This is a genomic window from Rhodopila sp., from assembly GCF_965276935.1.
GTDB lineage: Bacteria > Pseudomonadota > Alphaproteobacteria > Acetobacterales > Acetobacteraceae > Rhodopila.
Map to the genome: position 1 here is coordinate 52,947 of NZ_CBDIBS010000003.1, position 22,737 is coordinate 75,683.

Consider the following 22,737-nt stretch of genomic DNA (forward strand, 5'->3'; position numbering starts at 1 on the left):
CACTCAAGGTTGACAACCAGAATAGACACACGCCGCACGAGTCACACATGAGGTCTGTCACAGGTCACACCTGTCACGGATCACGCCTGCCACAGGTCACGAGGGGGAAATGCGATGGATGCTGTCATCCGGATCGAGAAGGCGCTAACCGCCTCGCTGGATCATGCCGACAGCGGCGGCCCGCCGTTGCTCGCGGCTGCCATGCGTCACGCGGTGTTTCCCCGCGGTGCCCGCATCCGGCCTCGGCTGTGCCTGGCTGTCGCCGCCGCCTGCGGGGATGACAACCCGGCGGCATCCGACGCCGCCGCCGCCGCAATCGAGCTGATGCACTGCGCATCGCTGGTGCATGACGACCTGCCTTGCTTCGACGATGCCGACACGCGGCGCGGCCGGCCTTCGGTGCACCACGCCTTTGGCCAGCCGCTGGCGGTGCTGGCAGGCGACGCACTGATCGTGCTGGCGTTCCAAGCCATTGCCTGGGGTGCCGCACGGTCTCCCGCACGTCTGGCGGCGCTGATCCTGACCGTGGCCGGCGCCACCGGCATGCCATCCGGCATCGCCGCCGGTCAGGCCTGGGAATCCGAACCCAGGATTGATCTTGGCCAGTATCAGCGCGCCAAGACCGGCGCCTTGTTTGCCGCCGCCACGGTGGCGGGCGCCGCCGCCGCCGGCGCCGAACCCGAACCCTGGCGCGAACTGGGGGAGCGTCTGGGCGAGGCCTATCAGGTGGCCGACGACATCGCCGACGTGCTGTCCGGGGCATCCGACCTGGGCAAGCCCACCGGCCGCGACCAGGCGCTGGCCCGGCCGAATGCGGCGTTGACTATGGGCATCGACAGCGCCATGCGGCACCTGGAGTCGCTGGCGGCGGCGGCGGCGGACTCCATTCCGCCATGCCAGGGTGCCGCCGCGCTGCGGGCGCTGACCCTCGGCGAAGCTCGTCGGCTGCTGCCAAAGGACCTGTCGCAGCGGGCCGCGTGACACGGGTTTGTCATGGCAGCGCGCCGCCATCACGGTCTGACGCCACCGCGTGGAGAAGGGCACCGTCTCTACCTCGTCATGCCAGGCGGAGGTGCCATGGTGCGCTGAAATGGCGCCTCGGAGGCGATTTAAACGCCCGCACGTCATGGCCGGCGAAGGCCCGCCCTCCACGCCTTTGCCGCAACCGTTCCCACAAGTCGGCGGTATCAAGGCCGCTCGTCCCCCGCGTGGTCAGCAGCCCGGTCACGCGGCAGCGCCTGACCGATGCACATGCTTCTCGGATTCGATGTGCATTGGGCGCACGCCGGCCCCTCCCGGCTTGTGGCGCCGCGTGATCGCCTGAGACTGACCGGTCATAAGGCGTGAAGCACGCGATCAAGCAAGGAATTAGACCATGATCGGACACCGGTTATGAAGCAATCTCAAACGATTATGGTCTAAATGTCCGTGCGGACATCTCTCGGCATTGTGGACACGCCGCCTCATGCCGAACCGGAACGGCCCGGGCGAGGCTTCGGCGACCACTGGTTCGCGCTGCGAAACCGGTTGCTCGCCAGTCCGGCGTTCCAACGCTGGGCCGTCCGCTTCCCATTGACCCGGCCGATCGCCAACCGCCGAGCACGGGCGCTTTTCGATATCACAGCCGGGTTCGTCTACAGCCAGGTGCTGGTCGCTTGCGTCAGGCTGCGCCTGTTCGACATCCTAGCGGAGGGGTCGCAGACTCTGGACCGCCTCGCCACCCAGTTGTCACTTTCAGTTGACGCGACAACGCGGCTGCTGACGGCGGCAGCGGCGCTGCGGCTGGCCGAACACCGCCGTGGCGGCCGCTTCGGCCTGGGTGTTCTGGGCGCCGCGCTGCACGGCAACCCAGCGATCGCGGCCATGATCGAGCACCATACGGCGCTTTATGCCGACCTGCGCGATCCCGTGGCGCTGTTACGTGGCGAGCAGCCGGATACCGCGCTCGGCCGCCTCTGGCCCTACGCCGCCCGCGATCGTTCGGCGGCGCTGGGGCCACCGGAGGTCGCCGCCTACAGCGCGCTGATGGCGGCATCGCAGCCCCTGGTAGCGGCCGACATCCTGGCGGCGTATCGGCTCGACCGCCATCGCTGCCTGCTGGACGTCGGCGGCGGCGACGGCAGCTTCCTGACCCAGGCTGCCGCTGCGGCACCAGAGCTGCGGCTGATCCTGTTCGACTTGCCAGCGGTGGCGGAGCGGGCACAGGCGGGATTTGCCAAAGCCGGCCTGAGCGGCCGGTCCGAGGCGGTTGGCGGTGATGCTCGCACCGGTCCGTTGCCTGATGGTGCTGACATCGTGTCGTTGATCCGCGTCATCCACGACCATGACGACGACATCGCGCTGGCGATCCTGCGGTCCGCCTGCCGAGCGCTGCCGCCAGGGGGCACGCTGCTGCTGGCGGAACCGATGGCAGGCACCGCCGGCGCCGAGTCGGTCGGCGCCTACTTCGGCTTCTACCTGCTCGCCATGGGCAGCGGCCGGCCGCGCACCGCGGCAGAACTGTCCGGCCTGATGGCAAAGGCGGGATTTGCCCGGATGCGCCTGCTGCCAACCCGCCGGCCCATGCTGGTACGCGTCATGGTTGCCACGAAACCAGACGCATGACCCGGAATACCTCGCCGGTCGTAAATCGGAGTTGACAGTCTTAAATGTCAATCTAGGATGACACAAAGGCCGGGACGTCATGAAAGCCGACGTCGTAAAAGTCTAGCCCGCATGGGCCCGGCAGGAGGTGCCTAGGATGGAAGCGCTGGCTGTCGTGCTGAGCAAACCTGAATCTCTCTCGGTCAACCGTCTCGTCCTGACGCCACCCGGCAATGCGGACGTGGTCGTGGACATCGCCTGGAGCGGTATCAGCACCGGCACCGAGCGTCTGCTCTGGCAGGGCCGCATGCCAGCCTTCCCCGGCATGGGCTATCCGTTGGTTCCCGGTTACGAGTCGGTCGGCCAGATCGTCGCCGCCGGACCCGACTTCGCCGGACGGGTCGGCGAGACCGTCTTCGTGCCCGGCGCAAGCTGCTTTGGCGAGGTCCGCGGCCTGTTCGGCGGCGCCGCCTCCCGCCTGGTTGTCCGGTCCGAACGGGCGCTGTCGATTGATCCGGATCTGGCCGAACACGGCGTGCTGCTGGCGCTGGCCGCGACCGCCCAACATGCGATCGCCGGCACTATTTTGCCCGACCTGATCGTCGGCCACGGCGTCGTCGGCCGGCTGCTCGCCCGCCTCGTGTTGGCGGCCGGCGGTGCGCCGCCCATGGTCTGGGAAATCAACCCGCGGCGGGTGGACGGCGCCCAGGGCTATCAGGTGCTGCACCCGGACGTCGATCCGCGCCGCGACTACCGTTGCATCTGCGACGCCAGCGGCGATGCCAACCTGCTGGACACGCTGGTCCAGCGCCTCGTCCCCGGCGGCGAGATCGTCCTGGCCGGCTTCTACGCCGAACGACTGTCCTTCGCGTTTCCCATGGCCTTCATGCGGGAAGCCCGGTTCCGCGTCGCCGCGCAGTGGCAGCCCGACGACCTCTCGGCCGTCCGCCGCCTGATCGCTGATGGCAGCCTGTCGCTCGACGGCCTGATCACCCACCGCATGCAAGCCGCCCAGGCGGAGGCCGCCTACCGCACCGCCTTCAACGATTCGACCTGCCTGAAAATGATCCTCAATTGGAGAGCCAGCGCATGAACGCACCTTTCGATGCGGCCCTTTCACGGCTCCGCTCCGAAGCGGCGATCGAGCCGGACGCGCCGGCGAGCGGTCCGGTAAAGAAGGAAACCCAGGTCATCGCGATCTACGGCAAGGGCGGCATCGGCAAGAGCTTCACCCTGGCCAACCTGTCCTACATGATGGCGCAGCAGGGCAAGCGCGTGCTGCTGATCGGCTGCGATCCGAAAAGCGACACCACGTCGCTGCTGTTCGGCGGCCGGAGCTGCCCGACCATCATCGAGACGTCGTCGAAGAAGAAGCTGGCCGGTGAGGCGGTGAAGATCGGCGATGTCTGCTTCAAGCGCGACGGCGTCTTCGCGATGGAGCTGGGCGGCCCGGAGGTCGGCCGTGGCTGCGGCGGCCGCGGCATCATCCATGGCTTCGAGCTGCTGGAGAAACTCGGCTTCCATGACTGGGGCTTTGATTACGTCCTGCTGGACTTCCTCGGCGACGTGGTCTGCGGCGGCTTCGGCCTGCCGATCGCTCGCGACATGTGCCAGAAGGTAATCGTTGTCGCCTCGAACGACTTGCAGTCGCTGTATGTCGCCAACAACGTCTGCTCCGCGGTGGACTACTTCCGCAAGATGGGCGGCAACGTCGGTGTTGCCGGCATGGTCATCAACAAGGATGACGGCACCGGGGAGGCGCAGGCTTTCGCCGGCAAGGTCGGCATCCCGGTGCTGTCGGCGATCCCCGCCGACGACGACATCCGCCGCAAGAGCGCCAGCTACGAGATCATCGGCAAGCCCGGCGGCCGCTGGGCCTCGGTGTTCGAACAGCTCGCCGAACAGGTCGCCCTTGCCCCCCCGGTGCGTCCCTCGCCGCTGACCCAGGACGCCCTGCTCGGCCTGTTCGCCGGCGATGCCGTCGGCCGCGACGTGGTGCTGGACCCGGCAACGCTGGAGGACATGTGCGCGGCGACAATCCTGGAAAAGCCGTCGCTCGAAGTAATCTACGAAGGCGCCTGAGATGGACGGATCGATCATCCCTCCCGACACCGCATCCGGCTGCCACGGTGGCCGGGAGACCATGCTGGACGCGGCACGCGCGGCGGGGAAAAGTGAAATCCTCGACCAGCTTCTGAAGGATTACCCGCGCGGCCCGCATGACCAGCCGCAATCGATGTGCCCGGCGTTCGGATCGTTGCGCGTCGGGCTGCGCATGAAGCGCACCGCGACGATCCTGTCCGGATCGGCGTGCTGCGTCTACGGGCTGACCTTTACCTCGCATTTCTACGGCGCCAAGCGCAGCGTCGGCTATGTGCCGTTTAACTCGGAAACCCTGGTGCGCGGCCAGCTTTACGAGGACATCCGCAACGCGGTGTACGAGACCGCCAAGCCGGCCGACTACGACGCCGTGGTGGTGATCAACCTGTGCGTGCCGACTGCCTCCGGCGTGCCTTTGGATCGTCTGCCCAAGGCGATCGACGGCGTCCGCATCATCGGTATCGACGTGCCGGGTTTCGGTGTGCCCACGCACGCCGAGGCGAAGGATGTGCTGGCCGGCGCCATGCTGCGCTACGCGCGTCTGGAAGCCGAATCCGGCCCCGTCGCCCGGCCCCGCGCGCAGGCCGACATGCCGACCGTGACCCTGATCGGCGAGTTGTTTCCGGTCGATCCGATCGGCGTCGGCGCGATGCTCGCCCCCATGGGCCTCGCCGTCGGTCCGCAGATCCCATCGCGTGAATGGCGCGATCTGTATGGCGCGCTCGATTGCGCCGTCGCCGCCGCGGTGCATCCTTTCTACACCGCGTCATTCCGCGAATTCGAGGCCGCCGGCCGTCCCATTGTCGGATCGGCCCCGGTGGGCCACGATGGCACCGCCGCCTGGCTGGACGCGATCGGCGCCGCCGCGAACGTATCCGCCGACAAGATCGACGCCGCCAAGGCCCGATTTCTGCCGGCGATCCGCGCCGCGCTGGAGGCCAATCCGATCAGCGCCCGCGTCACCGTTTCCGGCTACGAAGGCTCAGAACTGCTGGTTGCGCGCCTGCTGATGGAGGCCGGCGCCGAGGTGCCTTATGTCGGCACCGCCTGCCCCAGGACGGACTGGAGCGCGCCCGATCGCGCCTGGCTGGAAGCCCGCGGCACGCATGTCCAGTATCGCGCCTCACTGGAACAGGACATCGCGGCAATGCTGCACGTCCGCCCCGACCTCGCAGTCGGCACCACCCCGCTGGTGCAGAAAGCCAAGGCGCTCGGCATTCCAGCGCTTTACTTCACCAACATGGTCTCCGCGCGCCCGCTGTTCGGACCGGCCGGTGCCGGCGCGCTGGCCGCGATCGTCGCCGCTCAGACCAGGGGACGCGAGCGGTTCGCCCGCATGGTGAGCTTCTTCGACAAGGTCGGCGCCGGCGAAACCGCCGGCTATGGCTGGAAGGATGTGCCGAAGGACCCGCCCGGTTCAAAGGAGCGCTACAGGCGAGCGCGAGAGGCGAAAGCCAAGGCAAGCCAGGCCGTGGGGACCTGACGCGATGCTCGTGATCGATCATGACCGGGCTGGTGGCTACTGGGGCGCGGTCTACACCTTCACCGCGATCCGCGGCCTGCGCGTGGTGATCGACGGCCCGGTCGGCTGCGAGAACTTGCCGGTCACCGCCGTGCTGCACTACACCGACGCCCTGCCGCCACATGAACTGCCCGTCGTCGTTACCGGCCTGTCGGAAGAAGAACTTTCCCGGAATGGCACCGAGGACGCGATGCGACGGGCGGCCGGGACGCAGGACCCGGACATGCCGGCGGTGGTGGTAACGGGCAGCATCGCCGAGATGATCGGCGGTGGCGTCACGCCCGAGGGGTCGAACCTGCTGCGGTTCATCCCGCGCACGATCGACGAGGACCAGTGGCAAGCCGCCGACCGCGCCATCAACTGGCTGTGGTCCGAGTTTGGTGCGAAACGATCCAAACCAAAGCCGCGCGCACCACGCCCGGAAGGCACCAAGCCTCGCGTCAACATCATTGGCCCGATCTACGGCACCTTCAACATGCCGTCCGACGTCGCCGAAATCCGCCGCCTAATCGAAGGCATCGGCTGCGAAATCAACCTCGTGTTCCCGCTCGGCGCGCACATCGACGACGTGCAGCGCCTGCCGAACGCCGACGTGAACGTCTGCCTGTATCGCGAGTTTGGCCGCAAGCTCTGCGAGGAGCTTGACCGACCGTATTTGCAAGCGCCGATCGGGCTTTTCGCCACCACCAACTTCCTGCGCAAGCTTGGTGAACTGACCGGTGTGGATCCCGAGCCATTCATCGAGCGCGAGAAGCACACCACGATCAAGCCAATCTGGGACCTGTGGCGCAGCGTCACGCAGGATTTCTTCGCCACCGCGTCCTTCGCGGTCGTTGCAACCGAAACCTATGCCCGCGGCCTGCGGCGCTTCCTGGAAGACGAGATGGGCATCCCCTGCACCTTCGCTTTCTCCCGTGCGCCCGGCATCAAGCCGGACAACGCCGCGGTGCGGCAGGCGATGCGGAGCAAGACCCCGCTGGTGATGTTTGGGTCCTATAACGAACGAATGTACATCGCCGAGGCGGGCAACCGCAGCATGTATATACCGGCGTCGTTTCCCGGTGCGATCATCCGTCGGTCGATCGGCACGCCGTTCATGGGATATGCCGGCGCCACCTATGTCATCCAGGAATACTGTAACGCCCTGTTCGACGCGCTATTCAATATCCTGCCGCTGGGCACCGACATGGACAAGATTGAAGCCACGCCAACAAGAATGTCGTCCAGCTTGCCCTGGGACGAGGATGCGCAGGAACGGCTGGATAAGTATCTTGAAACAGAACCGTTCCTGGTCCGTATCTCGGCTGCAAAACGGCTGCGCGATCGTGTCGAGCAAGACGTGAGACAGGCCGGGGAAGACCGGGTGACCGCCGGCCGCGTCTGTCACGCGTTGGCCGAACGGGTGGCTGCATGAGCGAAAACATAAGCTTCTATGTTCGATCGTTCGATCTGTCTGGGATGCTACGGCAAGCTTCTCACGTCATGGCGGGCGAACGGCCGGGATCCACGCTTTTGGCCGCACCAGTATCGCAAGGCGCGGACGGCGAACGTTCGCCCGCCATGGCGATGTTGGACGGTCGAGCCATGTTCGCGACCACGCATTCCCAGCAGTCCCTGTTTCAAGTAGCTGCCCCCAGCCGCCCGCGCGGCACGCCAACGGGCGGTCCGAGGTTCCACCTGGCGGTCCCAGGCGGAATGGGCGCCGTAGCCCGCTATCCCACGGCAATCCCAGTCGCGCGGGATGCGCGCGACACCGGCCGCAAGGCTGTTTCCGGAGAGTAATAACATGGCTATCGCACCAGGACCCTCGGCAACGGGGTTGACGGAGACGGAGGCGAAAGAGTTCCACGGTATCTTTATCACGAGCTTTATCGTCTTCACGGTAATCGCCATCATTGCGCACTTCCTTGCGTGGCAATGGCGTCCTTGGCTGCCCGGACCCAACGGCTATGCCACCTCGTGGCTGAATGACGCCGGTGGCATGGTCGGCCACGTGATCTCGCAATTCGTCTAAGGGGGAAACGGATATGTGGCGCATTTGGCTTCTGTTCGATCCCCGGCGCGTGCTTGTCGCGTTGGCGATCTTCCTGTTCGTGCTGGCTCTGCTGATCCATTTCATCCTGCTCAGCACCGCCCGGTTCAACTGGCTGGAAGGGCCGCATGCCGGCGCGACCGCGGCACAGATGGCGCCCTTGCCATCAACCGCGAAATAACGTGGCGAAACGGAGTAACGGACAGGGCCGCAACACACCAAGGCCTTGTCCGTTACTTCTTGACCCAAATGCCTGACGACTAGTTGGAGATCATGGCGATGGCTATGCTCAGTTTTGAGAGGAAGTACCGCACCCGCGGAGGCACCCTGATCGGCGGTGACCTGTTCGATTTCTGGGTCGGGCCGTTCTGGGTCGGTTTCTTCGGCGTAACTACTATCTTCTTCGCCCTGCTCGGCACGCTCCTGATCATCTGGGGCGCCGCCATTGGACCGACCTGGAATGTCTGGCGCATCAACATAGCGCCACCCGACCTGAGCTACGGGCTGGCCTTCGCGCCGCTGAAGGAAGGCGGGCTGTGGCAGTTGATCACCATCTGCGCAGTCGGCGCCTTCTGTTCCTGGGCGCTGCGCCAGGTTGAGATCGCCCGCAAGCTGGGCATGGGATTGCATGTGCCGTTCGTCTTCAGCTTCGCCATCCTAGCGTACGTCACCTTGGTGGTGTTCCGCCCGCTGCTGATGGGCGCCTGGGGCTACGGGTTCCCGTACGGCATCCTGGCCCATCTGGACTGGGTGTCGAACACCGGGTACCAGTACTTGCATTTCCATTACAATCCGGCGCACATGATCGCGGTGAGCTTCTTCTTCACCAATGCGCTGGCACTGGGGCTGCATGCCTCGCTGATCCTGTCCGCCGCCAATCCCCCCAAGGGCCAGATGGTCAAGGGACCGGAGTACGAGAACGCCTATTTCCGCGATACCATCGGCTACTCAATCGGCACGCTGGGCATCCACCGCCTGGGAATATTCCTGGCCGCCTCGGCGTCGTTCTGGAGCGCGGTGTGCATCATCATCAGCGGACCGTTCTGGAGCCGTGGCTGGCCGGAATGGTGGACCTGGTGGCTCAATCTTCCGATCTGGGCGCATTGATCCGGCAGCGGGGAGGCAAACATGGCAGAGTATCAGAATATCTTCACCCGGGTTCAGGTACAAGGTCCGGTGCAAACCGGCGTCGCACTGCCGCGCGGCAGTTGGGCGCGCTCCGGCAGGCCGTTTCATTCCTACCTGTTCGGCCTGTTCGGCGACGCCCAGGTTGGTCCGATCTACCTGGGGTTCACCGGCATCGCTTCGTTGGTTTGCGGCTTCATCGCCTTCGAGATCATCGGTCTGAACATGTGGGCGTCGGTCGACTGGAACCCGATCCAGTTCGTCCGGCAATTGCCCTGGCTGGCGCTTGAACCGCCGCCGCCGGCATATGGCCTGAAAATCCTGCCGCCGCTGGCCCAGGGCGGGTGGTGGCTGTTGGCCGGGTTCTTTCTGACCGCGTCCATCCTGCTTTGGTGGACCCGTATGTATCGACGGGCCAGGGCGCTGGGACTGGGAACCCACACCGCCTGGGCGTTCGCGTCGGCGATCTGGTTGTATCTGGTGCTGGGTTTCATTCGCCCGATCCTGATGGGAAGCTGGGCCGAGGCCGTCCCGTTCGGCATCTTCCCGCACCTTGACTGGACCGCGTCCTTCTCCATCCGGTACGGAAACCTGTTCTACAACCCGTTCCACATGCTTTCGATCGTGTTCCTGTATGGCTCCGCCGTGATATTCGGCATGCACGCCGGCACGGTGATGGCGACCAGCCGCTACGGCGCCGAACGCGAGATTGAACAGATTGTCGACCGCGGCACCGCGTTTGAACGCGGCGCCTTGTTCTGGCGCTGGACCATGGGCTTTAACGCCACTGCGGAATCGATCCATCGCTGGCTCTGGTGGTTCGCCGTGCTGACCACACTGACCGGCGGGATCGGCATCCTGCTGACCGGTACCGTGGTGGACAACTGGTACCTCTGGGGCGTCAAGCATGGTATCGCGGCACCTTATCCGCAGATCTGGGGGAACATCGTGGACCCACTCAAGACGTTACCCCCGGGAGCAGGGCAATGAACTTCCGTCAGCAAGTCACCCTGGGGGGCGCCGTGGCGGCGGCCCTCGCGGTTGCCGCGGTCATTCTGTACCAGACCGAGTGGCCTCCCATGAACGGCATCCAACGCGGCTTTCGCGGCACTGCGATGGACGAGATCTACAATCCGCGCTTTGTCAGGGAGGAACTCGCAGCCAACAAGATCCCGGCGTCGTTGCCACGACTGCCGGACGTCGGTGGCAAGGCCGGGGCGGTCTACAAAAACGTCCAGGTGCTGAAAGATGTCAGTGTCGGCAACTTTACCCGGCTGATGGCGTCGATCACCACCTGGGTTGCACCGGTGCAAGGCTGCGCCTATTGCCACGATGTCAACAACATGGCGGCTGACACGGTGTATACCAAGGTCGTCGCCAGGCGGATGATCCAGATGGTGCAGCACGTCAACGCCGATTGGAAAAGCCACGTCGCGGCGACCGGCGTGACCTGCTATACCTGCCACCGCGGCAACCCGGTTCCGGCCAACGTCTGGTTCGATAACCCCGGCCCGGTCCAGGCCAGCGGCTTCGCGCAGATCCCGGCGGGCAAGAACCATCCGGCCGCCGTCGCCGAGGACAGTTCCCTGCCCTTCGATCCGTTCACGCCGTTCCTGGAGCACGACGCCAACATCCGCGTCATTGGTCAGACGGCGCTGCCCACCGACGATCGGTCGTCGATCAAGCAGACCTACTGGACCTATTCGCTGATGATCCACTTCTCCCAGTCGCTCGGCGTGAACTGCACCTACTGCCACAACACCAGGGCGTTCACCGACTGGAGCCAGAGCACGCCGCAGCGAGTGAACGCCTGGTATGGCATCCGCATGGTCAGGGACCTGAACGACAACTACCTTGACCCCCTGCACACGGTGTTTCCGCCGGTTCGGCTGGGTGCCGATGGCGATTCCGCCAAGGTGAACTGCGCGACCTGCCACAATGGTGTCTACAAGCCCCTGTTCGGCGTCAGCATGGTGAAAGATTTTCCGGAATTGCAAACCCACCCCTAGCCGAACCGTATCGCTTTATAATATGTGCCGGGCCAGGGGCGGTCCCGTGGCTGGAGCTGAGACGGCATGAATTCGATTGAGATCAACAAGGCTATCGCGGCGGTGCTGATCGCCGGGATAGCCTTCTTTTTGACTGGGTTGATCGGCGATAACCTGGTCGTCGAGCGACCGCTGAAGCAGATGGCGATCAAGATCGACGTCCCGACCGAAGCGACGCCTGGAAATGCGCCTGCCCAGGCCCCGCTGCCGCCGGTCGCCGTGTTGCTGGCCAAGGCCGATCCCGCCGCGGGTGAAGCCGACACCAAGAAGCTGGGCTGCGTCGCCTGCCACACCTTTACCGAAGGCGGCAAGGCCGGCATTGGGCCCAATTTGTATGGCGTGGTCGGCGGCCCGCACGCGCACATGCAGGGTTACAGCTACTCAGCCGCACTGAAAGCCAAGCAGGGGCCCTGGACCTTTGCGGAGCTGAACGAGTGGCTGCATAAGCCCAGTGAATATGCTCCGGGTACTAAGATGACCTTTGCCGGCATCAGCAACGACAAGGAGCGGGCAGATGTGATCGACTACCTGCACACGCTCTCGCACAGCCCGGAGCCGCTGCCGACACCGACGGCGGCGGAGCTAAACCCGCCCAAGGCATCGACCGCTGCGGCGGCGCCTGCCGGGGACCCGCCGGTGGAGACCCTGCTTGCCTCGGCCAATCCGGCGACCGGTGAGGCGGATACCAAGAAGCTGGGCTGCATCGCCTGCCATACCTTCACGAACGGCGGGAAGGCTGGCATTGGTCCGAATCTCTATGGCGTGGTCGGCGGCCCGCACGCCCATATGGCGGGCTTCAACTACACCGCTGCGCTCAAGGCGCATAAAGGTCCCTGGACCTATGACGAGTTGTATGAATGGCTGAAGAAGCCGAGCGCTTATGCGCCGGGAACCAGGATGACGTTCGTGGGGATACCCAATCCGAAGGAGCGTGCCGACGTCATCGACTACTTGCGCACCCTGTCGCCCAACCCGGAGCCGCTACCCGCGAAGTAGCTTCCGCTGATCCCAAGGGCCAACGGGCGTGATGTCTTCTGACATGGCTTTTCGCGATTATGGGCTGGTCGACCTGGCTGAATAGCTTGGACACGAGTGACATCGCTGCTGAGATAAAAGGTTGACGCACGCGCACGCGGCACGTTGGACACCTCACGCCGTTCAGACCGCGTGGCACGACGGCGGTCGACATCAGCCCAAAGTGTCTGGCGCGCTGGACGATCCTGGTCCATTGTCGATAATTGGAAACGCTTGCATGCCGTTAATCGGCGCGGATGCAGAGAAAGAGGAAACAGCTCCCGCGGGAGTATTGAAGAATGCTTTTCGGGATTTTCAGCGGATCACGTGTCCTTCCGGGAAATCTGGCGGCTGAGGATTGGGCAAGATTTGCGGACAATGCAACGCAGATCACACCGCGGCGATGCAGGGACCTTGCAACAAGTAGCCGAGGCTTGAAGTCGCTAACTTACCGGCTGGTTGGCGCCGCAAGACGTCTCGGCCGATTATTCGACGTGATCTGTCTCGTGCTGATCGTCGTGTTTCCTGCGGCGGCTGCCTCTCCCACGTTCGAAGAGTTGCTTGCCCGAGCCAAGGCGCAGGCGGCCGCGGGCCATCGCTGGGCGCCTTCCGGGGACAATATGGGTGAAACCGTGGTCACCCTGTTGGACATGTTTCCGGCAGCCACCCCGACACAGATCACCGAACTCCTGGCTCTCCTGAAAAACGATCCGCAACAGCCTTTTCCTGACACTCAAGGTCTTGCGCCACCAGTTGAAAGCGCTCCAGCCAACCGGCCGCCCGCGCCCGGCCCTGTAGCCAGCACGGATGCGACGGAACTTTCCGTGCCGCTACATTCGACACCAACCCCTGTGGCAGGCACGGGTGCCGCAGCAGGCGATTTCACAATGCATTCCGCGCCGGCCATGCCCGCACCAGCCGCAAGTCAGCCTCAGTTGTCCGCCAAGCTCGTCACGCGCCCCACTGCTCGTGCTATCGAGCTCTACAATCAGGGGCGAGCGGCTGAACAACGCGGTGATATTTCCGCCGCGCGACGGTTCTATCTCAGCGCGGCTCAAATGGACGACGCGGCTGCCGCGCTAAGCCTTGGCCGCCTCTATGATCCTGCCTACGTCGATCAGACCGCTGTCGGTGGAATCGATGCCGACCCAGCGCTCGCGCGCTTATGGTATGAACGTGCCACCGCTCTTGGAGATCCCGAGGCTGGTCCCCTCCTTGAAGTCCTTTCCGTGAGGTAACATGCGGCGGCGTTTCCTTCTGTCGGCTCTTCCAGCATCCGCACTTCTGGCGCGCTCTTCCGCCAGTGCGGCTGCGTCCGCGCAACCGAGTACCATCGGGATCATGGGAGGCGAGATCGACGGCACGTTCATGCGTGTTGCCACCGATCTCACCTCTGTCCTCAACTCGGATCAACTGCGCATTATACCAATTGTTGGCAAGGGATCGCTGCAGAACCTCGGCGACCTGCTTTACCTGCCCGGAGTCGACCTTGCGCTGGTTGCCGCGGACGTTCTCAGCTATGCCAAGTCGCAGAATCTCTACCCGGACGGATTGAGGAAAATTCAGTATATTTGCAAGCTCTATAACAATGACGTGCATATTTGTGCACGGCGCGACATCACGTCTGTCTCGGATCTACAAGCCAAGCCAGTTAACATCGACGTTCAGGGTGCCGGCACCAACCTTACCGCCCGGGTCATTTTCAAGACGCTCGGCATCGCGCCTGACTTCCGTACTGATGAACCGACCATTGCACAAGACAAACTGCGGCGCGGCGAAATTGCCGCGAATGTCTATCTCGGCGGCAAGCCGGTTCGCCTGTTCGCGACCACGCCGGCTGATACAAACCTGCACTTCCTGTCCGTGCCAAGCAATGAGGCGCTTGAAAAGACCTATCTGCCAGGCGGCCTGTTTACCCACGCCGACTACCCAACGCTCATCCCTGAGGACCAGACCGTGGAGACAGTTGGCGTTGGTGTCACACTCGCCGTCTTTGACTGGCCGCTGGGCTCTGTCAGGTACCGCAACCTAGTGACCTTTGTTGACACGTTCTTCACGAAGTTTCCAGAACTGCTGAAGCCGCCTCATCATCCAGTATGGCATGATGTGAACCTTGCCGCCGCCCAGCCGGGCTGGACACGCTTCAAGCCAGCGTCCGACTGGCTGGCCCAGCATGCACGGCTCACTACAGCCGCCGCTATCAGCGCACCGGCGGAGGCGCGGTTCGACAAATTCCTGGCTAGGCGTGGCATTCCGCTGACACCGGCCCAGAGGGATGCCACCTTGCAGTATTTCCAGCAGCAACGTCTCCAGGACCAGTGATCACATCAACGATCTTGATGCTAACTACGACTCCTTCGGTGCAAACGCGATGCACCAGCCTTCAGGGTTAATCGTTCCGGCAACGATCTTGCAAGCGTTTGGCGCCTCGAAGTTGACGCATGTGCTGCACTTCTGACCATTTTTCGGTTGATTCTGGTACTGGACCAGATTCTGCGCGATCTTCTCCTGCGCCATCTTTGGTTCCGCGACGTTCTTCTGGGCCATTGTCTGCTCAGCCCGGACGCCATGCGCGGCAACAACGCCGCCAATTGCGGCAAGACCCGCCTTCAGCAACCGCCGTCTGCTCGCGTTCCCATCGTAGCTTGTCACTTTAGCCACCTCCCTTGTTCAAACGGATCGAGACGTGGTGATCAGGCGGCCCTTCGCAAGCTCAGGTCCGCCCAGATCGCGCCCAACGCACCGACCAGATGCTCGATATCGCCATCCGTATGCAATGGCGACGGGGTGATCCGCAGGCGCTCGGTGCCGCGCGGCACGGTGGGATAGTTGATCGGCTGGACGTAGATGGAAAACTCGTCCAGCAGCCGGTCGCTGATTTGCTTGCACAGCACCGGGTCGCCAACCATGACCGGCACGATGTGGCTCGGGTTGTCGTAGTGCGGCACGCCGATTGCGTCCAGCCGCCGGCGCAGCAGCGCCACTCGGTTCTGATGCCTGGCCCGCTCCATCTGGCTGACCTTCAGGTGCCGGATGCTGGCCACCGCGCCGGCCGCCACTGCCGGTGGCAGCGCCGTGGTGAAGATAAAGCCCGAGGCGTAGCTGCGCACGAAATCGCACAGCGCGGCCGATCCGGCGATATATCCGCCGACCACGCCGAACGCCTTGGCCAGTGTGCCCTCGATTACCGTCAGCCGATGCGCGACGCCGTCCCGTTCACTGACGCCGCCACCGCGACGGCCGTACAGTCCAACGGCATGCACCTCATCCAGGTAGGTCATCGCGCCGTACCGGTCCGCCACGTCGCAGAGTTCGGCGATCGGCGCGATGTCGCCGTCCATCGAATAGACCGACTCGAACGCCACCAGCTTCGGCTGGTCATGGTCCAGCGACGCCAGTTGCCGCTCCAGATCCCGCGGATCATTATGCCGGAAGATCCGCTTCTCCGCTCGGCTGTGCCGCACGCCCTCGATCATCGAGGCATGGTTGGCCTCGTCGGACACCACCACGCATCCCGGCATCCTCGCCGCCAGCGTGCTCAGTGACGCCCAGTTCGACATGTAGCCGGAGTTGAACAGCAGCGCCGCCTCGGTGCCGTGCAGGTCGGCCAGCTCGCGCTCCAGCATTACGTGGTAATGGTTGGTGCCGGCGATGTTGCGGGTGCCGCCGGCGCCCGCGCCGCAGCGGTCCAGCGCCTCGTGCATGGCACCGATCACCGTCGGGTGCTGCCCCATGCCCAGGTAGTCGTTCGAGCACCATACCGTGACCGGCGCCTGGCCACGTTCCCGGTGGTGCGTCGCGCACGGGAAGTGGCCCGCCTGACGTTCCAGATCAGCGAAGACCCGGTAGTTGCCCTCACGGCGGAGGACGTCGATCTGCTTGCGGAAGAAGGTCTCGTAGTTCATAGGCGTCCCCCGATCGTTGCTCGTCTTGGTAAAGGTCCGTGATGGGCTTGCGGCACCTTGGCGCTCCCGCCGCGTGAGCTCAGACTCCACTGCCACAGGCCGTTCCACAGCTTGGTGGCGGAGATCGGCAGCACCAGGAACCAGTGTTCCAGGATCGCCAGGATCATCATCGTCGTCAGAAGCGCATAGCCAGTAACGGTGAAAGCGTTGCCGCCCGCCGCCGCCGCCTGCTGCGCCATCAGCACGGCGCAGATCGTCGAGGCGGTAACCGAGAACGGGAACAGCAGGTTCATCGGCGCATTGCGCAAGAAGCTGCGAATATGCGCCAGGTGCTCCGGCAGGAACTCGGCGTTCAGGTTGCTGACGCCCAGGAAGACGTTCAGACGGGCGCTCTGGTGCATCCACCACAGCACGATGAAGGTCCAGGTGCCGAACTGGTTCGGCGCCCCGCGGGTCAACCCGATCACCAGGGCGCCCAGCAGCAGAATCGCGAGCTCGTGATACAAGCTGGCCTGGATGGCATGCCCGAAATGTCGCCAGCCGCCGCAACCGTGGCGGCAGTGACGGGTGCGCGGGCCGGTGACGTAGCCCATGTAGAAGCTCATCTCCAGCCAGCCCCAGACCAGCACGGCGCAGGTGAACGCCCAGTAGGCGCCGGAAACGCTGGTGTCGAAGGCACTGGTGATCAGCCCGTAGAGCGCGCCGCCCAAGGCCGCCGTGGCGCCGGCCATGCTCCATCGGAAGGTGCGTCTGGGCAGTCCGTCGAGGAACAGGATCAGGCAGGTGCTGACCCACCAGATCAGCAGGCCGTGCAGCGCGGGTAAACCGTATTGGGCCATGAGTTGCGCGTCGCCCTACCAGGCCGGCGCGACACAGACCTGCCGCGGCAGTTCGTGCCGTTGCGGTCGCATCAGGAACAGCCGGCCAAGCGTTGCCGCGGCCGCGGCCTTCAGTCCCAGACCCTTCAGGATGCCACCGAAACCCCATTGTCCCTTGTTCGCCGCGATCTTTTCACTCAGCCGCAGCAGCCGCTGCAACCCGGCCAGGAACGCCGGATTGTCCAAATCCAGAGTCACCGGGAACACCTGTTTGGCAATTTCCTGGGTGATGCGGAAGACCTGCATGTCGTACTGGCTGGGATCAAGGCCGAGCGCCTGGTGAAACACCGGACGGCCGTGGTCGCGGACGAACATGGTGGCGAACACCGCCAGCAGGAAGAAGCGGATCCACAGCTTGTTGATCCCGCTGAGCACCGCGGGGTTGGCGCGCATCACCAGCGCGAACGCCTCGCCATGGCGGAACTCGTCGTTGCACCACTCCTTGAACCACTTGAAGATCGGGTGGAACCGCATCTCCGGATGGCGCTCCAACTGCCGGAAGATCGAGATGTAGCGGGCATAGCCGATCTTCTCCGACAGATAGACCGCGTAGAAGATGAACTTCGGCTGGAAGTGGGTGTACTTCTTCACCTTCGTCAGGAAGCTCAGGTCCACGCCGACGCCGAAATCCTTCAGCGTGTCGTTGATGAAGCCGGCATGACGGGCCTCGTCGCGCGCCATGTAGGCGAACCAGTCGTGGATGTCGGGGTTGCTGACGCGCTTCTTGATTTCCGCGTACAGCACGCAGCCGGAGAACTCGGACGTTACCGAGCTGACCAGGAAGTGGATGAACTCCTCCCGCAGGTCGTCCGGCATGGTCGACAGGTCGATGTCGAAATCGGCGTTGCGGGTGAAGTGGGTCTTGTTGGTGTCGCGCGCGAACTCGGCCATCAGCGCGTCCCATTCGACGCGCACCGGGTCGACATCCAGCTTTTCCATGGCGGCGAAGTCGGTGGTGTAGAAACGCGGGCTCAGCACCGTGTCACGCTGCGCCAGCTTAGTGGTCTCGCTGACCTGCTTCGCCGTGGCCTTGTTGCCCGACGCCGGGTTGATCGCGTTCATGTGCACTCCTTCGGCTCGAAGCCGACTTCGTAGAGTTCGACAAGCGACAGCAGGCCGCTGACATGCGCCCAGAAGCGGCCAAGCATACCCGCGCGCGTCACCGTCGCGTGGCATTGCAGGGTGACGCGCTCGCCGTAGCCGATGCGTGAGGGCGCGCCATGCACCAGTACCCGGTCGCCGGGGCCGATCTCGACACCCTCGGGCGTGACGTAGGCGTGCAGGCTTTCCGGCGTCTGCTCGATCTCGACGGTGCAGGGCACGTCAAAGCGCCTGGGTTTGGCAGGGTTGCTCATGGTCCGGCCTGCTCGGTCACCGGCCGGCCAGTGGGCAGTGGCGTGGGCAACGGGGCGGTCAGCAGGTGGGCAAAGACTTCCTCGTTGGTAATGCCGAATGCCTCCATTTCCACCGTGCGATGGGTGGTGGTGTCCTCCAGCGTCAGCCGCCCGTCAGCCCATTCGGTCAGGCGAAACGGCACTGCCTCGTCGGCCGCCCGGTCGCTGTCCTGGCGCAGACGCTGGCGCGCCAGGCCGCGCATCGTCGCCCGCAGGAAGCCGTTGGTGCCAGGTGCGGCAATGCTGATCGGTGTGGCGGCATCCTTCGTGTCGAAGATCGCCACGGCGCCATTCGGCTGATCGCGGAACAGCAGTTCGCGGGAGGCGACCGGCAACGCCGTCGGCTTGCTTGTCGCCAGACCCGCCATGCGGCCAAACGCGGCCAGCAGGATGGCCAGCAGCATGACCGTCCCCATGAAAATCGGGATGCTGCGTGAGGACGGCCGAGGCTGGGATGAGTGGCTCATGACAAACTTCCTCAGGCGGCGGCGGGTACGTGAGCGCTGCTATCGCCGGCGACGGCGGACACCGGCATCGCCTGCGCCGGCTGCGACGCAGAGGCGGCGAGCGCGCGTCCGAGGATCTGCGCCACCCCGGCCGCATCGGGCACGCAGCGCAGCATCGGCTCGACGTGGTTCATTTTCCACGGCCGCACGTGCGGCCACATGACGAAATAGGAGATGCGCGGCTTGGCGGGTTGCACGACCAGCGCAATGTCGCCGTGGCCGCCCGACCAGAGATGCACGCCGGCCGTGTTGATCATCGGAAAGGCGACTTGCAGCGTGATCGGCAGCGCGATGCCGAAGCGGATCACCACGCGCCGCGTGGTGATCGTATAGACCGTCGTGCGCGCCACCAGCCAGGCGAACAGCGCCAGTATGGCGACCGCCACCATGCCAAGCGCGCCCAGTCGAAGGGTCGACAGCGCGATGTCCCAGGCGGAGGTCCCGGCCGAGACGCCGCCGGAGATGCCCCAGACCGCGAGCAGCACGAAGTACACCGTGACGACACGGACCCGCATCGCCCGGCGCGCCAGGGTCTGCCAGTTCGGCCCCCCCTGCCACAGGATGGTCTCGCCGTCCGGCAGCGGCGCCGGCAGGCCCCGCACCGGCTCGTGATCGTGCCCGTTCATAGCAGCGGCTCCATGCGGCTGGGTTTGGCATACATATGACCGCTGCCGAAGTAGGCCTGGATGCGGTCTTCTTCCCGCGTCGTCACCTCGTCGGCGTTGGCGCGCAGCGGCGCGTCGGCGAACTGCCCGCCCATGACGGACACCGCGACGACCTGCCGGGCTGTCATGTTGACCTTCGCCAGGGGCTTGGGCAGCAGCACCGACGGGCCGGCGGCCAGCGTCACTTCCAGATAGCGGACCACGTCCTCGGCCTTGTCGATCCACATGTCGGTGACGATGCCGCCGACCACACCATCGGCGCCAACCACTTCCATGCCACGCGGATCGGGGCTTTCCTCCGGCACGAAGTACAGCGGAAGCACACGCATCGGCAGGATTTTGATGGAATTCGTCTCAATCATCCGATCGGGCTTATCGGCGCGCAACGCCGAGGCGCCAGGCCCGATCCCGGCCAGCATCGGATTGCCGAGCGGCAGCAGTGGGGCGCCGGGAAAGCCCTCCGCGGGCACTGCATCATACTCGGGCTCCTGGTCGTCTGGACGCGGGACCTGCACTTCCTCGCCACTATACAGCAGGAAGGTCTTCGGCGTCGGCAGGAACGGAAAGCCCTGCAGGCGTTGCCCAGGCTGCTCGGTCACCAGCGGATAGCCTTCCCGCTTGTCCTCCCGCCGCAGGTAATAGACCAGACCGGCGAAGAACACCCAGAACACATAGAGCGCGACCTGCGCGACATCGATATAACCAGTTATGGCGCCAGCTTGCATGACATTACCTCGGAAGGCTGAGCGAGTGGGAAGGAAGTTCGCCAAGGGCGAAGCCAGCGGCTTCGTGCCGGCGAGGGTCGTGAAGGCGTGGACGAGGTTCGACGCTCGGCCGGCGAACCAGCGGGCCTAGCGCGATCAGGGTGGCGAACAGCAGATAGATCTCGATGTGATAGACAAAGGCGTAGCCGGCCTGCGGCACATCCAGCGCCTGGCCGAGCGTCCCATTCGCGGCAAGGACGCCGATGCCGTCGCGGATCAGGCCGCCGGCGGCGACCGCCGACCCGGCGGCGGAGGCCTGCACGGCACCCCAGACGCCCAGCGCCAGGCCGATCTGGCCGACGCGGGCGGTGCCCATCGCCGCGGTCAGCGTGCAATGCCCGAACAGACCGGCGCCGAAGCCGATCAGCGCGGTGCCGATGGCGAACAGGGCGATCGAATCCAGCGGTGCCGCGAAGATCACCGCGCTGAACGCGACCAGCCCGGCCAGCGCGCCAAAGGCGGCCAGCCGGTAAGGATCGGCCCCGCGTCCCAGCAGGCGCGCGGCGAGACCGAAGCCGCTGAGGCCGCCGGTCGCGAGCAGCGCGCTGAGGATCGTCGTGTTGCCAACGGTCAGATGCAGCACCTGCCCGCCATAGGGTTCCAGCAGGATGTCCTGCATGCTGAAGGCGATGGTGCCGAGGCCCAGGGCGATCAGCCGCCGCCTGGCTTGCGGCGTCTGCCGGAAGGCGATCCAGGCCTGCTTGAAGGTCGGATCCACGCGGTCCCTAGCGGTCTGCGCCGGGTTACGCACCTCCTGCTTCCACAGCGCCGCGACGTTCAGGATCATGGTCGCCAGCGCGGTGCCCTGGATTACTTGGATCAGCTTGATCTCGGTGAAATGCGCCAGCAGCACGCCATAGGTCAGCGCGCCGCCAACCATGCCCAGCAGAAGCATCATGCAGAGCAGGGCGACGACCTTAGGGTGGGCTGCCGGCGGTGCCAGATCGGTCGCCAGCGCCAGCCCGACGGTCTGCGTCGTGTGCAGCCCGGCGCCGACCAACAGGAACGCCAGCGCGGCGCCCACCTGGCCATAGATCGGCGGGCCGTGGCTGTCGCCGGACAGCACGATCAGCGCGAACGGCATGATTGCCAAGCCGCCGAACTGCAGCAGCGTGCCCATCCAGATATACGGCACGCGGCGCCAGCCCAGCACCGACTTATGGGTATCGGAGCGGAAGCCCACCACGGCACGGAACGGCGCGAAGACCAGCGGCAGGGAGATCATCACCGCCACCAGCCAGGCCGGCACACCAAGCTCGACGATCATGACGCGGTTGAGCGTGCCGATCAGCAGCACCACGGCGAGCCCGACGGAGACCTGGAACAGCGACAGCCGCAGCAGCCGGCCCAGCGGCAACTCCGGCGTCGCGGCATCGGCGAACGGCAGGAACCGTGTGCTGACGCGGCTCCAGTTGCCAGCGAGCTTGTTGCTGATCGCGCTCATGGCCGAACAACTTCCAGCGCCTGGGAAATATAGAAGCCGGTCGACACCCGATGTGTCCGCGCGGTGAACCAGCCAGCAAGGTCATGGCTGATGCGACGAGTGATGGTCCGTTCACGCACCGGTTCGATGGCGGGCGCCCGGTCGCCGCGGGGAAACAGCCGGCCGGCGGCGTGCATGACGCTCAGCATCACGGTGCGCGGAGCGAAGGTGAAGACGATCGAGCGGTCAGTGCGCTTCGCTAGTTCCGCCAGCGTGCGGATGGTGTCGAGCGCACGGTAGTGGATCAGCGAGTCCATCGCCACGACATGGTCGAAGCGACCCAAGGTTGGGTCCAGCATGTCGCCGACGTGGAGATCGATAGTGCCGGCGCCCAGGCTGTGCGGCAACCGCTCCCGCGCCAGACCGACCAGCGTGGGCGAGAGGTCGATGGCGACGACATGCGCGCCGCGCCTGGCGGCCTCGACGGCAAGCGCGCCGGTGCCGCAGCCGGCGTCGAGTATGCGGGCGCCGCGCAGGTCGTCCGGCAGCCAGTTCAGCAGCGTGCCACGCATTTCCTCCCGGCCGGCGCGCACGGTGGCGCGGATGCGATTGACCGGCGCATCAGAGGTCAGGCGCTTCCACGCCTCCACCGCGGTGCGATCGAAGTATTGCAGCAATTCGCCCCGGCGGGCGGTGTAGGTGCCCCCTGCCCCGTCATGGCCGGGGGTGGATGGCTGGGACAACCCCGGCCATGACGGATCAGCAGACGGCATGGCTG

Annotated in this window: 24 protein-coding genes; 14 read left to right on the forward strand and 10 right to left on the reverse strand. The window is 65.1% G+C overall.

What is annotated here, in order from left to right; genetic code table 11:
- Positions 1–114: 114 nt before the first annotated feature.
- The 14 genes from ACQY4S_RS08085 to ACQY4S_RS08150 all read left to right on the forward strand — a co-directional run bounded on the left by ACQY4S_RS08085 (position 115) and on the right by ACQY4S_RS08150 (position 14,746).
- Complete coding sequence (locus ACQY4S_RS08085) at positions 115–981, forward strand: polyprenyl synthetase family protein (protein ID WP_428484696.1); 867 nt, start codon at positions 115–117, stop codon at positions 979–981.
- 441 nt (positions 982–1,422) lie between these two features.
- Positions 1,423–2,604: a methyltransferase gene (locus ACQY4S_RS08090; protein WP_428484697.1), complete on the forward strand. Its 1,182-nt coding sequence runs from the start codon at positions 1,423–1,425 to the stop codon at positions 2,602–2,604.
- Positions 2,605–2,740: 136 nt separating this feature from the next.
- Positions 2,741–3,676, forward strand: a complete 936-nt coding sequence (gene bchC / locus ACQY4S_RS08095; RefSeq protein WP_428484698.1) for a chlorophyll synthesis pathway protein BchC — start codon at positions 2,741–2,743, stop codon at positions 3,674–3,676.
- Positions 3,673–4,665 (forward strand): chlorophyllide a reductase iron protein subunit X, encoded by a 993-nt coding sequence (locus ACQY4S_RS08100; protein WP_428484699.1) that lies wholly within the window; start codon positions 3,673–3,675, stop codon positions 4,663–4,665. Before bchC ends, ACQY4S_RS08100 begins: the two co-directional genes overlap by 4 nt.
- A 1-nt stretch (position 4,666) precedes the next feature.
- Positions 4,667–6,166, forward strand: coding sequence for a chlorophyllide a reductase subunit Y (gene bchY, locus ACQY4S_RS08105; RefSeq protein WP_428484700.1), 1,500 nt, complete (start codon positions 4,667–4,669; stop codon positions 6,164–6,166).
- A 4-nt stretch (positions 6,167–6,170) separates the two neighbouring features.
- Positions 6,171–7,619: a chlorophyllide a reductase subunit Z gene (gene bchZ, locus ACQY4S_RS08110; RefSeq protein WP_428484701.1), complete on the forward strand. Its 1,449-nt coding sequence runs from the start codon at positions 6,171–6,173 to the stop codon at positions 7,617–7,619.
- 372 nt (positions 7,620–7,991) lie between these two features.
- Entirely contained in the window at positions 7,992–8,219 is a 228-nt protein-coding gene (pufB, locus tag ACQY4S_RS08115) for a light-harvesting antenna LH1, beta subunit (protein ID WP_428484702.1), read from the forward strand.
- Positions 8,220–8,232: 13 nt separating this feature from the next.
- Positions 8,233–8,418 (forward strand): light-harvesting antenna LH1, alpha subunit, encoded by a 186-nt coding sequence (pufA, locus tag ACQY4S_RS08120; RefSeq protein WP_428484703.1) that lies wholly within the window; start codon positions 8,233–8,235, stop codon positions 8,416–8,418.
- A gap of 98 nt (positions 8,419–8,516) precedes the next feature.
- Positions 8,517–9,344: a photosynthetic reaction center subunit L gene (gene pufL, locus ACQY4S_RS08125; protein ID WP_428484704.1), complete on the forward strand. Its 828-nt coding sequence runs from the start codon at positions 8,517–8,519 to the stop codon at positions 9,342–9,344.
- 21 nt (positions 9,345–9,365) lie between these two features.
- Positions 9,366–10,352: a photosynthetic reaction center subunit M gene (gene pufM, locus ACQY4S_RS08130; protein WP_428484705.1), complete on the forward strand. Its 987-nt coding sequence runs from the start codon at positions 9,366–9,368 to the stop codon at positions 10,350–10,352.
- The gene (pufC, locus tag ACQY4S_RS08135) at positions 10,349–11,371 is read left to right on the forward strand and encodes a photosynthetic reaction center cytochrome PufC (protein ID WP_428484706.1); all 1,023 of its coding nucleotides are present in this window, start codon (positions 10,349–10,351) and stop codon (positions 11,369–11,371) included. Before pufM ends, pufC begins: the two co-directional genes overlap by 4 nt.
- 102 nt (positions 11,372–11,473) lie before the next feature.
- Positions 11,474–12,406 (forward strand): c-type cytochrome, encoded by a 933-nt coding sequence (locus ACQY4S_RS08140; RefSeq protein ID WP_428484707.1) that lies wholly within the window; start codon positions 11,474–11,476, stop codon positions 12,404–12,406.
- 452 nt (positions 12,407–12,858) lie between these two features.
- Positions 12,859–13,662, forward strand: a complete 804-nt coding sequence (locus tag ACQY4S_RS08145; RefSeq protein WP_428484708.1) for a hypothetical protein — start codon at positions 12,859–12,861, stop codon at positions 13,660–13,662.
- Between the two features lie 103 nt (positions 13,663–13,765).
- On the forward strand, positions 13,766–14,746 hold the full coding sequence (locus tag ACQY4S_RS08150; RefSeq protein ID WP_428484709.1) for a TAXI family TRAP transporter solute-binding subunit: 981 nt from the start codon (positions 13,766–13,768) through the stop codon (positions 14,744–14,746).
- A gap of 24 nt (positions 14,747–14,770) precedes the next feature.
- Here the strand turns inward: ACQY4S_RS08150 and ACQY4S_RS08155 are convergent, their stop codons facing one another.
- From ACQY4S_RS08155 to bchM, 10 genes are all read right to left on the reverse strand, one after another.
- The gene (locus tag ACQY4S_RS08155) at positions 14,771–15,040 is read right to left on the reverse strand and encodes a hypothetical protein (RefSeq protein ID WP_428484710.1); all 270 of its coding nucleotides are present in this window, start codon (positions 15,038–15,040) and stop codon (positions 14,771–14,773) included.
- Positions 15,041–15,117: 77 nt separating this feature from the next.
- Positions 15,118–16,329 (reverse strand): 5-aminolevulinate synthase, encoded by a 1,212-nt coding sequence (gene hemA, locus ACQY4S_RS08160; protein ID WP_428484711.1) that lies wholly within the window; start codon positions 16,327–16,329, stop codon positions 15,118–15,120.
- Positions 16,326–17,168 (reverse strand): putative photosynthetic complex assembly protein PuhE, encoded by an 843-nt coding sequence (gene puhE, locus ACQY4S_RS08165; RefSeq protein ID WP_428484712.1) that lies wholly within the window; start codon positions 17,166–17,168, stop codon positions 16,326–16,328. Before puhE ends, hemA begins: the two co-directional genes overlap by 4 nt.
- A 15-nt stretch (positions 17,169–17,183) precedes the next feature.
- Positions 17,184–18,269, reverse strand: a complete 1,086-nt coding sequence (gene acsF, locus ACQY4S_RS08170; protein WP_428484713.1) for a magnesium-protoporphyrin IX monomethyl ester (oxidative) cyclase — start codon at positions 18,267–18,269, stop codon at positions 17,184–17,186.
- On the reverse strand, positions 18,266–18,562 hold the full coding sequence (locus ACQY4S_RS08175; protein WP_428484714.1) for a hypothetical protein: 297 nt from the start codon (positions 18,560–18,562) through the stop codon (positions 18,266–18,268). Before ACQY4S_RS08175 ends, acsF begins: the two co-directional genes overlap by 4 nt.
- Entirely contained in the window at positions 18,559–19,068 is a 510-nt protein-coding gene (puhC, locus tag ACQY4S_RS08180) for a photosynthetic complex assembly protein PuhC (protein ID WP_428484715.1), read from the reverse strand. Before puhC ends, ACQY4S_RS08175 begins: the two co-directional genes overlap by 4 nt.
- An 11-nt stretch (positions 19,069–19,079) precedes the next feature.
- Complete coding sequence (gene puhB, locus ACQY4S_RS08185) at positions 19,080–19,733, reverse strand: photosynthetic complex putative assembly protein PuhB (RefSeq protein WP_428484716.1); 654 nt, start codon at positions 19,731–19,733, stop codon at positions 19,080–19,082.
- Positions 19,730–20,497: a photosynthetic reaction center subunit H gene (puhA, locus tag ACQY4S_RS08190; protein ID WP_428484717.1), complete on the reverse strand. Its 768-nt coding sequence runs from the start codon at positions 20,495–20,497 to the stop codon at positions 19,730–19,732. The genes puhB and puhA overlap by 4 nt, the downstream gene beginning before the upstream one ends.
- A gap of 4 nt (positions 20,498–20,501) precedes the next feature.
- Positions 20,502–21,980 carry a PucC family protein gene (locus tag ACQY4S_RS08195; RefSeq protein WP_428484718.1) on the reverse strand — a complete coding sequence of 493 codons (1,479 nt, stop codon included), beginning with the start codon at positions 21,978–21,980 and terminating at the stop codon, positions 20,502–20,504.
- On the reverse strand, positions 21,977–22,732 hold the full coding sequence (gene bchM, locus ACQY4S_RS08200) for a magnesium protoporphyrin IX methyltransferase (protein ID WP_428484719.1): 756 nt from the start codon (positions 22,730–22,732) through the stop codon (positions 21,977–21,979). The genes ACQY4S_RS08195 and bchM overlap by 4 nt, the downstream gene beginning before the upstream one ends.
- Positions 22,733–22,737 lie beyond the last annotated feature (5 nt).

Bases quoted from the DNA above. Each gene is read 5' to 3' on its own strand.
- pufA (WP_428484703.1), top strand. From the start codon at position 8,233: ATGTGGCGCATTTGGCTTCTGTTCGATCCCCGGCGCGTGCTTGTCGCG.
- hemA (WP_428484711.1), bottom strand. From the start codon at position 16,329: ATGAACTACGAGACCTTCTTCCGCAAGCAGATCGACGTCCTCCGCCGT.
- ACQY4S_RS08195 (WP_428484718.1), bottom strand. From the start codon at position 21,980: ATGAGCGCGATCAGCAACAAGCTCGCTGGCAACTGGAGCCGCGTCAGC.
- puhA (WP_428484717.1), bottom strand. From the start codon at position 20,497: ATGCAAGCTGGCGCCATAACTGGTTATATCGATGTCGCGCAGGTCGCG.
- ACQY4S_RS08085 (WP_428484696.1), top strand. From the start codon at position 115: ATGGATGCTGTCATCCGGATCGAGAAGGCGCTAACCGCCTCGCTGGAT.
- bchM (WP_428484719.1), bottom strand. From the start codon at position 22,732: ATGCCGTCTGCTGATCCGTCATGGCCGGGGTTGTCCCAGCCATCCACC.
- ACQY4S_RS08090 (WP_428484697.1), top strand. From the start codon at position 1,423: ATGTCCGTGCGGACATCTCTCGGCATTGTGGACACGCCGCCTCATGCC.
- bchY (WP_428484700.1), top strand. From the start codon at position 4,667: ATGGACGGATCGATCATCCCTCCCGACACCGCATCCGGCTGCCACGGT.
- ACQY4S_RS08150 (WP_428484709.1), top strand. From the start codon at position 13,766: ATGGGAGGCGAGATCGACGGCACGTTCATGCGTGTTGCCACCGATCTC.
- puhE (WP_428484712.1), bottom strand. From the start codon at position 17,168: ATGGCCCAATACGGTTTACCCGCGCTGCACGGCCTGCTGATCTGGTGG.
- pufB (WP_428484702.1), top strand. From the start codon at position 7,992: ATGGCTATCGCACCAGGACCCTCGGCAACGGGGTTGACGGAGACGGAG.
- acsF (WP_428484713.1), bottom strand. From the start codon at position 18,269: ATGAACGCGATCAACCCGGCGTCGGGCAACAAGGCCACGGCGAAGCAG.
- puhC (WP_428484715.1), bottom strand. From the start codon at position 19,068: ATGAGCCACTCATCCCAGCCTCGGCCGTCCTCACGCAGCATCCCGATT.
- pufC (WP_428484706.1), top strand. From the start codon at position 10,349: ATGAACTTCCGTCAGCAAGTCACCCTGGGGGGCGCCGTGGCGGCGGCC.
- pufM (WP_428484705.1), top strand. From the start codon at position 9,366: ATGGCAGAGTATCAGAATATCTTCACCCGGGTTCAGGTACAAGGTCCG.
- puhB (WP_428484716.1), bottom strand. From the start codon at position 19,733: ATGAACGGGCACGATCACGAGCCGGTGCGGGGCCTGCCGGCGCCGCTG.
- bchZ (WP_428484701.1), top strand. From the start codon at position 6,171: ATGCTCGTGATCGATCATGACCGGGCTGGTGGCTACTGGGGCGCGGTC.
- pufL (WP_428484704.1), top strand. From the start codon at position 8,517: ATGGCTATGCTCAGTTTTGAGAGGAAGTACCGCACCCGCGGAGGCACC.
- bchC (WP_428484698.1), top strand. From the start codon at position 2,741: ATGGAAGCGCTGGCTGTCGTGCTGAGCAAACCTGAATCTCTCTCGGTC.
- ACQY4S_RS08175 (WP_428484714.1), bottom strand. From the start codon at position 18,562: ATGAGCAACCCTGCCAAACCCAGGCGCTTTGACGTGCCCTGCACCGTC.
- ACQY4S_RS08100 (WP_428484699.1), top strand. From the start codon at position 3,673: ATGAACGCACCTTTCGATGCGGCCCTTTCACGGCTCCGCTCCGAAGCG.